The organism is Pseudomonas sp. NPDC008258, assembly GCF_042956345.1.
Lineage (GTDB): Bacteria > Pseudomonadota > Gammaproteobacteria > Pseudomonadales > Pseudomonadaceae > Aquipseudomonas.
This window is the reverse complement of the sequence record NZ_JBIBGE010000047.1, coordinates 1-12161: the sequence shown is the minus strand read 5'-3', so window position 1 is coordinate 12161 and position 12161 is coordinate 1. Positions and strand designations below refer to the sequence as shown.

Below are 12161 nucleotides of genomic sequence, written 5' to 3'. Positions count from 1 at the left end.
CTGCAAGAACGTACGGAGCAGGGCCAGTGTGCCCATCCGTTTGTCAGCATTTCGTGAAGCGCAGGTCATGAGGCTGTCATGTGCGCAGTCCCATAAAAAAGCCCGCCGTGATGGGCGGGCAAAACACGTTTGAAGGGAGAGCCTGCAGGCTGCACCCGGTGGGTTAACCCAGGATTAACTGGCAACGCATTGACCTCGGAACCTGTTCAGCCTATACAGGCCTGCCATTACCCCAGGAGCCAGCATGCGCGACGAAGACGACCTGCACGAACCCGAGCACGATCACCTGCTTGACCATGAATTTCTCTACGACGACGTTGAGCACGAGGCGGATGCCCAGGGCGCCGAGGATGAAGTGGAAGAAGACGAGGAAACGCTGGATGACCTCGACGACGAGGAGCGTGATCACCCAGCGTGGTTTGACGACTGCGAAGACGACTGACTCAGCGCCCGTCTACCGAGAAGCGCCCTGGGCCACTCACGGCAAGCAACAGCAGGCCGCCCATGATGCTGAGGTTTTTCAGGAACTGGGTCATGTTGGCGCTGCGCTCGGGGTCGACCATGTTCCAGAACGGGTGGCCCAGCAGCGCTGTGCCCAGCACGAACAGCGCAAACAGAAACGCCAGCGGCCGTGTGTAGAAACCAAGGATCAGCAGGATGGCAACCACGAACTCCATGATTACGGCAATCGCTGCCGCCAGCGTGGGGGCGGGGGCGCCCAGTGACGTCATGTAGCCAACCGTGCCATCAAAGCCGGTCAGTTTGGCCCAGCCAGACAAGACGAACAGGATCATCAGCAGCACGCGGGCAACCAGGATAATGATGTCGCGTTGGCCATCGAACAGGGAGTAGCGCATGGTGGCGTTCCAGTGGACGGGGACAAGCTCCACTCTAGCAGTTGCGCGAAACATTGCTGGCAGGTAGTAAAAAGGCGCCGCAAGGGCGCCTTTTCAACGAAGTTTGGTGCGAGTGGCGGGACTCGAACCCGCAAGGCTCACGCCGACAGATTTTAAGTCTGCTGTGTATACCAATTCCACCACACTCGCACGCTTGAAGGGGTCGCAACGACCAGCTCGCTTCTAAGCAGAAGGGCTTTGCAATCAAGGGCGCTTTATAACCCATTGTTATAGTTGAGTCAACTACAGCACCTATGATCAACAGCATGAGGGGTTGATTGCGCGGGTAATTGACACGTTGCTGTCATTACGCCACTGTTGCTGCTTTATTGGATCCAATGGAAGGCGACGATGACTCAGTCTGATGCTTGTGAGCGTGTCGTGCGCCCACGGCTTTTCTGGCGGGTGCTGTTTGCGCAGGTGATCGTGTTGGGGGCGTTTCTGTTCCTCAGCTTGATCAGCCTGGGTGGGTACCTGCTGATGCTGGGTTTCGATGCTGGGCACCCTCAGCCGCAACGACTGCTGGCTTTGGCTGGCGGTGGGGTTATCATGCTGGTTGGCTTGTGGCTGCTGAAAGTGGCCATGCCGCGGCGCATCAGCCCCGTGTTGATCGAGCCTGAGCGCTGAGCCTCGCCTGGCTCATATCGTCCCTCCTGCTGTGCCAGTGGAGTTTGCATGGTTTCAGCTGACTGCCTCGATCACCCCGTCATGCCTGCCCACCGCTATGAACAGCTGGTTCAGTCGGTGGTGGATTACGCCATCTATATGCTCGACCCCTCCGGCCATGTGGTGTCGTGGAATGCTGGCGCGCAACGGATCAAGGGTTACCGCGCCGATGAAGTGATCGGCAAGCATTTCTCGCTTTTTTTCACCCCGCAGGATTGCGCCGACGGCCGCCCCGAACGCTTGCTCCGCCAGGCGCTGGAGCAGGGCGTGGCGCAGGATGAAGGTTGGCGCGTGCGCAAGGATGGCACGATGTTCTGGGCCCTGGCGGCGCTGGACGTGATTCGCGATGACCAAGGCCAGATTATCGGCCTGGCCAAGGTGACCCGGGATATCACCGACCGCCGCGACTCGGCGATGCAACTGGATGCCGTGCGCGCCCAGCTCTTCCAGGCCCAGAAGCTGGAGGCCCTCGGCCAGTTGACCGGCGGCTTGGCGCACGACTTCAACAACATGCTGACCATCATTCTCAGCTCGGCGCGCCTGGCACTGGGCAGCCAGGACCCGGTGCGTATCCAGCGCATGCTGCAACACATCCTCGATGCCGGGCAGCGGGGCACCGAACTGACCCAGCAACTGCTTAGCTTTGCCCGCCATCGCCAGCTGGATGTGGCCTGTGTTGCCCCGGCCGACCTTGTTGCCGCTACCCGTGGGCTGCTGGAGCACGCGTTGCCAGGCTCGATTGAACTTCAAGTGCAGTTGCAGGCGGACTTGCCATTGATCGAGGTGGATGCAGGGCAGTTGCAGATGGTGCTGATGAACCTGCTGTTCAATGCCCGCGATGCCATCACCGGGGAGGGCCGGATAGGCCTGACCGCCGCGGTGGTTGACCTGGCTGGAGAAGTGGAAGGGCTGCACGGCCGTTTCGTGCGCTTCGTGGTGCAAGACAGCGGCGAAGGCATTGCCCCCGAGGTACTGCCGCGCATCTTCGAACCATTCTTTACGACCAAGCCCTTTGGCAAGGGTACTGGCTTGGGGCTAAGCCAGGTCTATGGCTTTGCCAGGCAGAGCGGCGGTGCCATTTTTGTCGATAGCGAGCCCGGCCATGGAACTTCCATGCAGCTTTACTTGCCAACGTATCAGGACAAGCCCCCCCAGTAATCTCGACAGGTAATCATCATGGCGCAGGCACTCAAGCGGCTGGTGACAGGTATCGCAGGGCTCGATGCGCTGCTCAAGGGTGGCCTGGTGGCCGGTGCCTCCTACATCATTCAGGGCCCGCCGGGCGCGGGCAAGACCATTCTCGCCAACCAGTTGGCCTGCGGCCACGTGCGCAGCGGTGGCCGGGTGCTGGTGGCGACCTTGCTGAGCGAGTCGCATGAGCGGCTGTTCCAGTACCTGGGTACCCTGGACTTCTTCGACCCTGCGCTGGTTGGCGACCAGATCCAGTTCGTCAGTGCCTTCGACACCCTTGAACAGGAGGGGCTGGATGCCGTGGTGCGCCTGTTGCGCCAGGAAATCGCCCGGCAGCAGGCTAGCCTGTTGATCGTCGATGGCGTGCTCAATGCCCGGGTGCGTGCGGAAACGGCGCTGGATACCAAGAAGTTTGTCTCCGAGTTGCAAGGGCATGCGGCATTTGCTGGCTGCACGGTGCTGTTGCTTACCAGTGCACGGCTGGACGAGGGCAGCCCGGAGCACACCATGGTCGATGGCGTGATCGAGCTGGGCGAGCAACTGGTGGGTAGCCGCGCGGTGCGCCATGTGCAGCTGCGCAAGACCCGTGGCAGTGCCGCGTTGTCGGGGCGCCATGAATGCCTTATCGATGAAAGCGGCATGCATGTCTACCCGCGCCTGGAGGCGTTGTTCAGCCACCCCAGCCAGATGGGCAGCGCTATTCCCGCACGCATCGGCAGTGGCGTGCCAAGCCTGGATGAAATGCTCGATGGTGGCCTGGCCATGGGGTCGGTCACCTTGCTGATCGGGCCTTCGGGTATTGGCAAGACCTCATTGGGGCTGGCTTTTCTTGGCGCCAGTACCGAGCAGGCACCGGGGCTTCACTTCGGCTTTTACGAAACGCCCGAGCGCCTGCGCAACAAGGCCGCGTCGCTGGGCTACGACTTTGCAGCGATGGAGCAGGCCGGCAGCCTGCAGTTGTGCTGGCAACCGACAACTGAGGGCCTGCTGGACCAGGTGGGTGCGCGCCTGCTCGAGCGTGTCGAGGCGCAGGGCAGCAAACGTGTACTGATCGACAGCCTTGGAGCGTTCAGCCGCCTGGCCGTCGACCCGGCGCGGCTCAATGCGTTTTTCCGGGCCTTGGCTGGCGAGCTGCGTGCACGCGATGTCAGTGTGATGCTGACCTGGGAGATGCGCGATATCTTCGGCTCTGAAATCAGCGCGCCGGCCCCGGACCTGTCGAGCATCGTCGACAACCTGATGTTGATGCGGTTCGTCGAGCTGGATTCGCATCTGCGGCGCATGCTGTCGATCCTCAAGGTGCGCGACAGCCACCATGACCCTGCCTTGCACGAGCTGGTGATCGGGCCGCAAGGCATTACCTTGCGCAAGGCGTTCGAAGGTGCCTATGGCGTGCTGTCGGGAACGCCGGTACCGCAAGGGGGCGGGTGACGGAGCGGCCCATGAACACCATCCTGATCGTCGATGACGAATACCTGATTGCCGATATCCTCGGGTTTGCCCTGGAGGACGAAGGCTATCTGGTGGAAAAGGCGAGCAATGGCTACAAGGCGCTGGAAGCGCTAAAGGAGAAGCGTGTGCAGTTGGTGATTACCGACTACATGATGCCCCTGCTCAACGGTGAAGAGCTGGTGCGTTCGATGCGCGAAGACCCGGCTTTGAGCGAGTTGCCCGTCATTCTGATGAGTGGCGCGCAAGCTAATCAGGGGTGCCCGGAGCTGTTCGCTGCCGTGTTCGACAAACCCTTCGACATGGACTGTATGATCGCCAAGGTGCACGAGCTGCTCGGCACCTGAGGCGTGGGGCGATCAAGCGCGTCCGTGCGACTTGAGGCGGGTCGCTCAGTGCGAGTCGTCGTGCTTTTCCGGGGCCGGGCTGCCAGCCTGGATACGCTTGAAGATCTCTTCGCGATGAACCTGAACATCTTTCGGTGCATCGATCCCGATCCTCACCTGCATCCCTTTGACGCCCAGAATGGTGACTTTGATGTCATCGTTGATGACGATGCTTTCGCCAACCTTGCGGGTGAGTATCAGCATGTAGTTCTCCTTGGTGATGTAAAAATCCGCCGGGCCAGTTGCCGCTGCGGTGGGAGCTAGTCCCTCTTCCTTCTCATTAAAGACGCTTTCGGCGGATAGTAATTCCCCGACAGACAAATTCTGTTGCGTGTCTTCAGTTGCAGGTGCCGAAGCAAACCGCCAAGGGTTTGTCGGCCAAGGTGCTCGATGGCAAGGATAGGGGGCTTGGCGGCCAATGGGAAATTTCTTCGCATCATGGCTTGAATAGACAGGCTTAATGGTCGTCCTGTTCCTCAAGTGCTTGAAGAAATAGCAGCAAGGCCACTTCTTCGGGGTCCAGGCCCTTGCGTATACGGCGCTTTGGCAAGTTGCCCAGGCGCCCCAACGCATAATGTTCGAGTACCGCCGGGTGGATATAGCAGCGCCTGCACACCGCAGGCGTGTTACCCAACCGGGCGGCGACCTGGCGCACAATGGCTGCTACCTGGCGTTTGGCCTCGGTGTCTGGCTCCCAGGCCAGGGGCCTGAGCAGGTCCAGGGCCAGGCTGCTGCCGGCCCAGGTGCGGTAGTCCTTGGCGGTAAAGTCGGCACCGGTCAACTGTTGCAGGAACTGGTTGACCTCGCTGGAGCCGACGCTGTGGCGCTGGCCTTTTTCATCCAGGTACTGGAACAGCGCCTGGCCTGGTAGCTCCATGCAGCGCTTGAGCAGGTTGGCCAGGCGCCGGTCGGTGAGGGTGACGTTGTGCTCGACACCGCGCTTGCCGCGGAACTGGAAGCGGATGCTGCTGCCTTTGACTTGCACGTGGCGGTTGCGCAAGGTGGTCAGCCCGTAGGACTGGTTGTCACGCAGGTAGCGCTGGTTGCCAATGCGGATCAGGGTGTGGTCCAGCAGGCTCACCACCAGTGCCATCACCTTTTCCCGGTCCAGGCCAGGCCGTGCCAGGTGAGCCTCCAGTTGCGCGCGCAGTTTGGGCAAGGCCTGGGCGAAGGCCAGCATGCGCCCGTACTTGTGCTGGTCGCGCAGTTCGCGCCATTGCGTGTGGTAGCGGTATTGCTTGCGGCCACGGGCGTCGCGGCCGGTCGCCTGCAAGTGGCCTTGTGGATCTGCGCAGATCCACACCTGGGTGTAGGCCGGCGGAATCACCAGCGCGGCAATGCGCGCCAGGGTTTCGCTGTCGCGCACCCGCTGGCCGTCGGTATCCAGGTAGATGAAGCGGTCGCGCCAGCGTCGTCGGGTCAGGCCCGGCTGGCTGTCGTCAACATAGTGCAGGGTGCGTGGCAGGGGGCAGTCGAGCATGGGCGGCAGGCCTCGATCAGGTCACTGATCAATGGACAACGCCCGTGCGCAGGATGCTCAGCCCAGCAGGGCCACCGACTTGATCTGGGCAAACAGCGCCTGGCCAGGGTGCAGGCCAAGCTGGTCTGCCGAGAAGCGGGTGATGCGGGCGAGCAAGGCGTTGCCGCCTGCGTCCAGGCTCACCAGCACGTGGGCCGGGTTATCGGCCGGGCGGCTTTCGCGTACCCGCACGGGCAGGCGGTTGAGGATGCTCGAGGTGCTGTCAGCTGCCAGTGCCAGGCTGACGTCCCGGGCCTGCACCTTGACCCGCAAGGTGCTGCCCATCACATGCGCCGGGTGGGCCATGCGCAACAGCGGCCCGGCGCTGCCGGGTAAGCGCAGGTCGAGCAGGTCGTAGTGCGGGTCATGCCCCACCACCATGCCCTCGAACACTACGCCGGCGTCTTCGCCCTGGGCCAATGACAGGTCGAGGCGGGCGAGGGTTTCGCCGATCGGGCCGCTGGCCACCGCCTGGCCCTGTTCCAGCAACACCAGGTGGTCGGCCAGCCGCGCCACTTCATCCTGGGCGTGGCTGACATACACCAGCGGAATGTCCAGTTCGTCGTGCAGGCGTTCCAGGTAGGGCAATATCTCGCGCTTGCGCGGCCCGTCGAGGGCCGCCAGCGGCTCGTCCATCAACAGCAGGCGCGGGCTGCTGAGCAGGGCACGGGCAATGCCCACCCGCTGCGCCTCGCCGCCCGACAAGGTGGCGGGGCGACGATCCAGCAGGTGGCCGATGCCCAGTAGCTGGCAGGCCTGGTCGAGGCTGACCTTGCGTTCGGCAGCGGCCACCCGGCGCCAGCCGAACTCAAGGTTGCCGCGCACCGACAGGTGCGGGAACAGGCTGGCCTCCTGGAACACGTAGCCAACCGGGCGCAGGTGCGGTGCCTGGAAGTAGCCGCGGGCGCTGTCTTCCCAGACTTCACCGTTAACTTCGATGTAGGCGCTGGCAGCCCGCTCCAGCCCGGCCAGGCAGCGCAGGCAGCTGGTCTTGCCGGAGCCCGAGTGGCCGAACAGCGCGCTGATGCCGCGCCCGGGCAGGTGCAGGTCGACGTCCAGGGTAAAGTCGTCGCGCGCCAGGTTAAGGCGCGCCACAATCGATGCGGTCATTTCAGCTCCAGCCAGCTTTGCCGCGGCGTCCGGCGTACAGCAGGAGCAGCACCAGGAAAGAGAACACCAGCATGGCACCGGCCAGCCAGTGGGCTTGCGAATACTCCATGGCTTCGACGTGATCGAAGATCTGCACCGAAACCACGCGGGTCTTGTCGGGGATGTTGCCGCCAATCATCAGCACCACGCCAAACTCGCCCACGGTGTGGGCGAAACCGAGAATGCTGGCCGTGACGAAACCAGGGCGGGCAAGCGGCAGCACCACATGGACGAAGGTGTCCCACGGGCTGGCGCGCAGGGTGGCGGCAACCTCCAGCGGGCGCTGGCCAATCGCGCCAAAGGCATTCTGCAGTGGCTGCACCACGAACGGCATGGAATACACCGTAGAACCGATCACCAGGCCCGTGAAACTGAACACCACGCTGCCCAGGCCCAATGCCTGGGTAGCCTGGCCGAGCCAACCGTGCGGCCCGAGGGCGATCAGCAGGTAAAAGCCGATCACCGTCGGTGGCAGCACCAGCGGCAGCGCTACGACCGCCCCCACCGGCCCGCGCAGCCATGAGCGCGTGCGCGCCAGCCACCAGGCGATGGGGGTGCCGATAACCAGCAGGATCAAGGTGGTCAGGCTGGCCAGTTTAACGGTCAGCCAGATTGCACCCAGGTCACTGGCATCCAGTGGCATCAGAGTTCATAACCGTAGGACTTGATCACCGCTGCGGCTTTCGGGCCTTTCAGGTACTCGACCAGCGCCTTGGCGGCGGCGTTGTCCTTGCCTTTGTTGAGGATCACGGCGTCCTGGCGGATCGGGTCGTGCAGGTTGGCAGGCACGATCCAGGCCGAGCCATTGGTCACCTTGCCGTCCTTGTAGATCTGCGACAGGGCAACGAAGCCCAGTTCGGCGTTGCCGGTGGAAACGAACTGGAAGGCCTGGGTGATGTTCTGGCCTTCGACGATCTTGCCTTTGGTGGCGTCGGTGAGCTTCAGTTTGTCCAGCACCTGGGTCGCGGCCAGGCCGTAAGGTGCCGCTTTCGGGTTGGCGATGGACAGGTGTTTGTATTCGTTTTTCTTCAGTACTTCGCCCTTGGCATCTACGTAGCCTTCCTTGGCCGACCACAGGGCCAGGGTGCCGATGGCGTAGGTAAAGCGCGAGCCAGGGACGATTTCCTTTTCTTCTTCCAGCTTTTTCGGGGTGGTGTCGTCAGCGGCCAGGAACACTTCGAACGGCGCGCCGTTCTTGATCTGTGCGTAGAACTGCCCGGTGGCACCATAGGCGGCGACCAGCTTGTGGCCGGTGTCTTTCTCGAAGTCCTTGGCGATGGCCTGGATAGGGGCTGTGAAGTTGGCTGCGACCGCGACCTGAACCTCATCGGCCCAGGCAGTGTTGAAGGCGAACAGGCTGGCCAGGGCGGTGAAGGCCAGGTGGGACGGGCGGATACGCATGAAGACAGCTCCTTGGGGTTATCGTTATGGCCTGAACTATATAGCGATAGGCCATTTGCCGGGAAGGGGCTGGTTGAAGCAATTGCAGGTCCGGCCCTATCGCCGGCAAGCCAGCTCCCACAGGTACCGCACAAGTTTCAAGTGTTGCGCGGTCCCTGTGGGAGCTGGCTTGCCAGCGATAGGGCCGGACCTGCCTGAGACGATGTCTAGCGGCCCACCAGGGCCAGTGCCTTCTCGGCGATCTCCCGGGTCAGCTCCCCAGCCGGCATGTGCCGCCCCAGCCGCAATGCCTGCCCCGACCACAGGTTACTGAAGTCACTTTTACCCTGCGGATCGGTAATCGCCCGCAAAGGCATCAACGCCCCACCCGCCAGCGGGAAGCGCGGTGCCAGGTCGCTCATCGGCCCAAGCTCGCGCATGATGCGGTTGTTGATGCCACGCGCCGGGCGGCCGGTAAACAGGTTGGTCAACGCCGTATCACTGGCGGGTGCGCTATCCAGCGCGTGGCGGTGGGCCGGCGACACCTTGGCCTCAGGGCAGAACAGGTAAGCCGTGCCGATCTGCACTGCCGAAGCGCCCAGGGCCAGTGCCGCCACGAGGCCGCGGTGGTCGCCGATACCGCCTGCGGCAATTACCGGCACGCTGACGGCGTCCGCCACCTGCGGCACCAGGGCGAAGGTACCGATCTGGCTGGTAATGTCGTCGCTGAGGAACATGCCGCGATGCCCGCCAGCTTCATAACCCATGGCGATGATCGCGTCACAGCCATTGCGCTCCAGCCAGACCGCTTCTTCCACGGTAGTGGCGCTGGACAGCACCTTGGCACCGCTGGCCTTCACCCGTTGCAGCAGGTCGGCCGGGGGCAGGCCGAAGTGGAAGCTCACCACCTCCGGGCGCAGTTGCTCCACCAACTGGCAGCTTTGTTCGTCGAACGGCGCACGGTTGGACACTGGCGTGGGGGCGGTGAAATCGGCACCGGTTTCGCTGTAATAAGGCGCCAGGGCCTGCTTCCAGCGTGCATCGCGCTCGGCATCGGGTGCTGGCGGCTGGTGGCAGAAGAAGTTCAGGTTCAGCGGGCGGCCCGGGCAGCCAGCACGAAAGGCGGCGATCTCGGCGCGCACTTGCTCAGCGGTGAGCATGGCGCAGGGCAGGGCACCCAGCCCGCCTGCCAGGCCCACGGCAATGGCCATGGGCGAGCCCGTTGCACCGGCCATGGGCGCCTGGAGAATGGGCAACCCGATGCCCAGCAGGTCGAGGATGCGGCGATCGGGCCAGCGGCTCATGCGGTTCTCCTTGCGCGGGGTAGGCGGTGTAACAGGGGGTTGCGATGGGTGTTACAGGGCCTTGCTGACCTGGATGTCGCTGATTTTCTCGGCATCTTCGCCGTGGATCTTGCGCAGGGCTTCCAGGGCTTGCTCTTGCGAAGCATCGGGCATCAGCGCGAAATCCCAGCGGCGCTGGCCGTCGAGCTTGTATTTGATGACGTACTTGATGGTCTGGGTCATGGTGGCCTTATCTGAGTTTCGACGACGAACGACGGATGATCTTGATCTTGTGGCTCAAGGTTGGCTTGCGCGTTACCGAGATCGGGCGGGTGGTCACGGTGTCGATGGTGATGTTCCAGAAACCGGTGCTGGGTACCGTGATCTTGGCCGGGAAGTCAACGAACTGGCCGCCATGGTAGGTGTGACGGCCGCCATTCTTGAAGCTGCGGAAGTTGGCGTCGTTCATCAGGCGGATGTTGCAGCGCTGGGAGCATTCGATGACGACGATGTCGTCCTCGTTCAGGTGCTCGCGCTGGTGTACGAATTTCATGTGATGCTCCGCAAGGTTTGGATCTGCAAAGGCAAACGATACCACGATGTGCCGTTACACTGCCGCGCTTGATGGCCAGGCGCCGATAAATCTGCCAATGCAGGGAGCAAAACGGCCTGGCTGTGGTCGAAGATGGCTCTTGAAGGCAGAGGTGCTTTAAATGAAATGGATGGTGGCGGCGTTGTCTTTGGCATTGGGGGGCTGTGTCAGTGTTTCGGAGCTGGAGCAATCGCACGAAACGCTGGATGTGATCTCGGGCAAAAGCCCGCGTGAATATGCCGACTGCATCAAGCAGAATCTGGCCGATACCCGCGACCCATTGACCGAAGAACAGCGCGGTGATGGCCTGCGCCTGATCGTGCCGCAAAAGATCAGTTCGGGCGTGGGCCCGGCCGCGCTGGTGGACATCGACAAGCGTGGCAGCGGCAGCAGCATCAAGCTGCATGAGCGGTTGAACAATTTCCCCCTGCGCCTGGGCGATGTGCGTACGGCTGCCACCCAGTGCATTTCTGGAAAATGACCTGAGGCCCCGTGCTGCCTGTCATCCGCCCGTCATTTATGACCGTGATATTTACGATCCCCCGGAACTAACTACACTGGGATATCTCTATGATGGCATCGGTCGCCATCGGGGGCATTGTAAGGTGCGTGCCGCCTGATTAGACTGCGCCGAATTCCACAGGCCTAGCCTTTTGTAAGGACGTTTATGATCAAGAAATGCTTGTTCCCGGCAGCCGGCTACGGCACTCGCTTCCTGCCTGCTACCAAAGCCATGCCCAAGGAAATGCTGCCGGTGGTCAACAAGCCACTAATCCAGTATGGCGTTGAAGAAGCATTGGATGCAGGTCTGAACGAAATCTCCATCGTGACCGGTCGCGGCAAGCGCGCCCTGGAAGACCACTTCGACATCAGCTACGAGCTGGAAAACCAGATCAAGGGCACCGACAAGGAAAAATACCTGGTCGGCATCCGTCGCCTGCTCGACGAATGCTCGTTCTCGTACACCCGTCAGACCGAAATGAAAGGCCTGGGCCACGCCATCCTCACCGGTCGCCCGCTGATCGGTGACGAGCCGTTCGCCGTGGTGCTGGCGGATGACCTGTGCGTGAACCTTGAAGGTGACGGTGTGCTGGCGCAGATGGTTGCGTTGTACAAGAAGTACCGCTGCTCGATCGTCGCCATCCAGGAAGTCGATCCGCAGGAAACCAACAAGTACGGTGTCATCGCAGGCGAAGAGATCAAGGACGGCATCTTCCGTGTCGATGCCATGGTCGAGAAACCGAAGCCGGAAGATGCCCCATCGAACCTGGCCATCATTGGCCGTTACATCCTGACCCCGGACATCTTCGAGAAGATCGAACAGACCGAACCGGGCAAGGGTGGCGAGATCCAGATCACCGACGCGCTGATGAAGCAAGCGGAAGAAGGTAACGTGATCGCCTACAAGTTCAAGGGCAAGCGTTTCGACTGCGGTGGTGCCGAAGGCTACATCGAGGCGACCAACTTCTGCTTCGAGAACTTCTACAAGGCCGGCAAGGCGTACTGATACGCCAGCGCGGGTTCCATGGAGCCACCCTTCGGGGTGGCTTTTTTGTGGTTCTTCACGGAATCCCGGGAAAGACAGAAACAAGAACGCCGGTTTGATGGATGATGTTCGTGCGAGCAAACACATCAACAAACCGGCGTTCT

General features: G+C 62.0%; 16 protein-coding genes and 1 tRNA gene. 7 read left to right on the top strand and 10 right to left on the bottom strand.

Annotated elements, in window-relative coordinates:
- Positions 1-244: 244 nt before the first annotated feature.
- The gene (locus tag ACFY9W_RS26640; protein WP_391137080.1) at positions 245-442 is read left to right on the top strand and encodes a hypothetical protein; all 198 of its coding nucleotides are present in this window, start codon (positions 245-247) and stop codon (positions 440-442) included.
- Position 443: 1 nt separating this feature from the next.
- On the opposite strand, the gene ACFY9W_RS26635 is transcribed toward ACFY9W_RS26640, so the two are convergent.
- Entirely contained in the window at positions 444-857 is a 414-nt protein-coding gene (locus ACFY9W_RS26635; protein WP_391137077.1) for a DoxX family membrane protein, read from the bottom strand.
- A gap of 104 nt (positions 858-961) precedes the next feature.
- Positions 962-1046, bottom strand: a tRNA-Leu gene (locus ACFY9W_RS26630).
- A 201-nt stretch (positions 1047-1247) separates the two neighbouring features.
- Between ACFY9W_RS26630 and ACFY9W_RS26625 the strand changes: the two genes are divergently transcribed.
- Genes ACFY9W_RS26625 through ACFY9W_RS26610 form a run of 4 tightly spaced genes read left to right on the top strand, consistent with a single transcriptional unit; the run spans position 1248 to position 4549 of the window.
- Positions 1248-1523 carry a hypothetical protein gene (locus tag ACFY9W_RS26625; protein ID WP_391137074.1) on the top strand — a complete coding sequence of 92 codons (276 nt, stop codon included), beginning with the start codon at positions 1248-1250 and terminating at the stop codon, positions 1521-1523.
- A 48-nt stretch (positions 1524-1571) separates the two neighbouring features.
- Positions 1572-2720: an ATP-binding protein gene (locus tag ACFY9W_RS26620; RefSeq protein ID WP_391137071.1), complete on the top strand. Its 1149-nt coding sequence runs from the start codon at positions 1572-1574 to the stop codon at positions 2718-2720.
- Between the two features lie 18 nt (positions 2721-2738).
- A complete protein-coding gene (locus ACFY9W_RS26615; RefSeq protein ID WP_391137068.1) occupies positions 2739-4184 on the top strand; it encodes an ATPase domain-containing protein in 1446 nt (481 codons plus the stop codon).
- Positions 4185-4195: 11 nt separating this feature from the next.
- Entirely contained in the window at positions 4196-4549 is a 354-nt protein-coding gene (locus tag ACFY9W_RS26610; protein ID WP_391137065.1) for a response regulator, read from the top strand.
- Between the two features lie 45 nt (positions 4550-4594).
- On the opposite strand, the gene csrA is transcribed toward ACFY9W_RS26610, so the two are convergent.
- From csrA to ACFY9W_RS26570, 8 genes are all read right to left on the bottom strand, one after another.
- Positions 4595-4792, bottom strand: coding sequence for a carbon storage regulator CsrA (csrA, locus tag ACFY9W_RS26605; RefSeq protein ID WP_004375914.1), 198 nt, complete (start codon positions 4790-4792; stop codon positions 4595-4597).
- A 253-nt stretch (positions 4793-5045) separates the two neighbouring features.
- The gene (locus ACFY9W_RS26600; RefSeq protein ID WP_391137062.1) at positions 5046-6068 is read right to left on the bottom strand and encodes a DNA topoisomerase IB; all 1023 of its coding nucleotides are present in this window, start codon (positions 6066-6068) and stop codon (positions 5046-5048) included.
- A 57-nt stretch (positions 6069-6125) separates the two neighbouring features.
- On the bottom strand, positions 6126-7217 hold the full coding sequence (gene modC, locus ACFY9W_RS26595; RefSeq protein WP_391137059.1) for a molybdenum ABC transporter ATP-binding protein: 1092 nt from the start codon (positions 7215-7217) through the stop codon (positions 6126-6128).
- A gap of 1 nt (position 7218) precedes the next feature.
- Positions 7219-7899, bottom strand: a complete 681-nt coding sequence (gene modB, locus ACFY9W_RS26590; RefSeq protein ID WP_016487935.1) for a molybdate ABC transporter permease subunit — start codon at positions 7897-7899, stop codon at positions 7219-7221.
- Positions 7899-8657: a molybdate ABC transporter substrate-binding protein gene (modA, locus tag ACFY9W_RS26585; protein ID WP_391137055.1), complete on the bottom strand. Its 759-nt coding sequence runs from the start codon at positions 8655-8657 to the stop codon at positions 7899-7901. Before modA ends, modB begins: the two co-directional genes overlap by 1 nt.
- Positions 8658-8863: 206 nt before the next feature.
- Positions 8864-9940 carry a DUF561 domain-containing protein gene (locus ACFY9W_RS26580; protein ID WP_391137052.1) on the bottom strand — a complete coding sequence of 359 codons (1077 nt, stop codon included), beginning with the start codon at positions 9938-9940 and terminating at the stop codon, positions 8864-8866.
- A gap of 51 nt (positions 9941-9991) precedes the next feature.
- Entirely contained in the window at positions 9992-10162 is a 171-nt protein-coding gene (locus ACFY9W_RS26575; protein ID WP_012051910.1) for a hypothetical protein, read from the bottom strand.
- 7 nt (positions 10163-10169) lie between these two features.
- Positions 10170-10472: a DUF1883 domain-containing protein gene (locus tag ACFY9W_RS26570; RefSeq protein ID WP_016487931.1), complete on the bottom strand. Its 303-nt coding sequence runs from the start codon at positions 10470-10472 to the stop codon at positions 10170-10172.
- 160 nt (positions 10473-10632) lie between these two features.
- On the opposite strand from ACFY9W_RS26570, the gene ACFY9W_RS26565 reads away from it, so the two are divergent.
- Entirely contained in the window at positions 10633-10992 is a 360-nt protein-coding gene (locus ACFY9W_RS26565) for a hypothetical protein (protein WP_391137047.1), read from the top strand.
- 186 nt (positions 10993-11178) lie between these two features.
- Positions 11179-12018 (top strand): UTP--glucose-1-phosphate uridylyltransferase GalU, encoded by an 840-nt coding sequence (gene galU, locus ACFY9W_RS26560; RefSeq protein WP_391137044.1) that lies wholly within the window; start codon positions 11179-11181, stop codon positions 12016-12018.
- Positions 12019-12161 lie beyond the last annotated feature (143 nt).

Coding starts and splice junctions, on each gene's coding strand:
- ACFY9W_RS26640 (WP_391137080.1), top strand. CDS start 245: ATGCGCGACGAAGACGACCTGCACGAACCCGAGCACGATCACCTGCTT.
- ACFY9W_RS26570 (WP_016487931.1), bottom strand. CDS start 10,472: ATGAAATTCGTACACCAGCGCGAGCACCTGAACGAGGACGACATCGTC.
- ACFY9W_RS26615 (WP_391137068.1), top strand. CDS start 2,739: ATGGCGCAGGCACTCAAGCGGCTGGTGACAGGTATCGCAGGGCTCGAT.
- ACFY9W_RS26575 (WP_012051910.1), bottom strand. CDS start 10,162: ATGACCCAGACCATCAAGTACGTCATCAAATACAAGCTCGACGGCCAG.
- ACFY9W_RS26635 (WP_391137077.1), bottom strand. CDS start 857: ATGCGCTACTCCCTGTTCGATGGCCAACGCGACATCATTATCCTGGTT.
- ACFY9W_RS26600 (WP_391137062.1), bottom strand. CDS start 6,068: ATGCTCGACTGCCCCCTGCCACGCACCCTGCACTATGTTGACGACAGC.
- galU (WP_391137044.1), top strand. CDS start 11,179: ATGATCAAGAAATGCTTGTTCCCGGCAGCCGGCTACGGCACTCGCTTC.
- ACFY9W_RS26620 (WP_391137071.1), top strand. CDS start 1,572: ATGGTTTCAGCTGACTGCCTCGATCACCCCGTCATGCCTGCCCACCGC.
- ACFY9W_RS26565 (WP_391137047.1), top strand. CDS start 10,633: ATGAAATGGATGGTGGCGGCGTTGTCTTTGGCATTGGGGGGCTGTGTC.
- modB (WP_016487935.1), bottom strand. CDS start 7,899: ATGCCACTGGATGCCAGTGACCTGGGTGCAATCTGGCTGACCGTTAAA.
- ACFY9W_RS26610 (WP_391137065.1), top strand. CDS start 4,196: ATGAACACCATCCTGATCGTCGATGACGAATACCTGATTGCCGATATC.
- modA (WP_391137055.1), bottom strand. CDS start 8,657: ATGCGTATCCGCCCGTCCCACCTGGCCTTCACCGCCCTGGCCAGCCTG.
- modC (WP_391137059.1), bottom strand. CDS start 7,217: ATGACCGCATCGATTGTGGCGCGCCTTAACCTGGCGCGCGACGACTTT.
- ACFY9W_RS26580 (WP_391137052.1), bottom strand. CDS start 9,940: ATGAGCCGCTGGCCCGATCGCCGCATCCTCGACCTGCTGGGCATCGGG.
- ACFY9W_RS26625 (WP_391137074.1), top strand. CDS start 1,248: ATGACTCAGTCTGATGCTTGTGAGCGTGTCGTGCGCCCACGGCTTTTC.
- csrA (WP_004375914.1), bottom strand. CDS start 4,792: ATGCTGATACTCACCCGCAAGGTTGGCGAAAGCATCGTCATCAACGAT.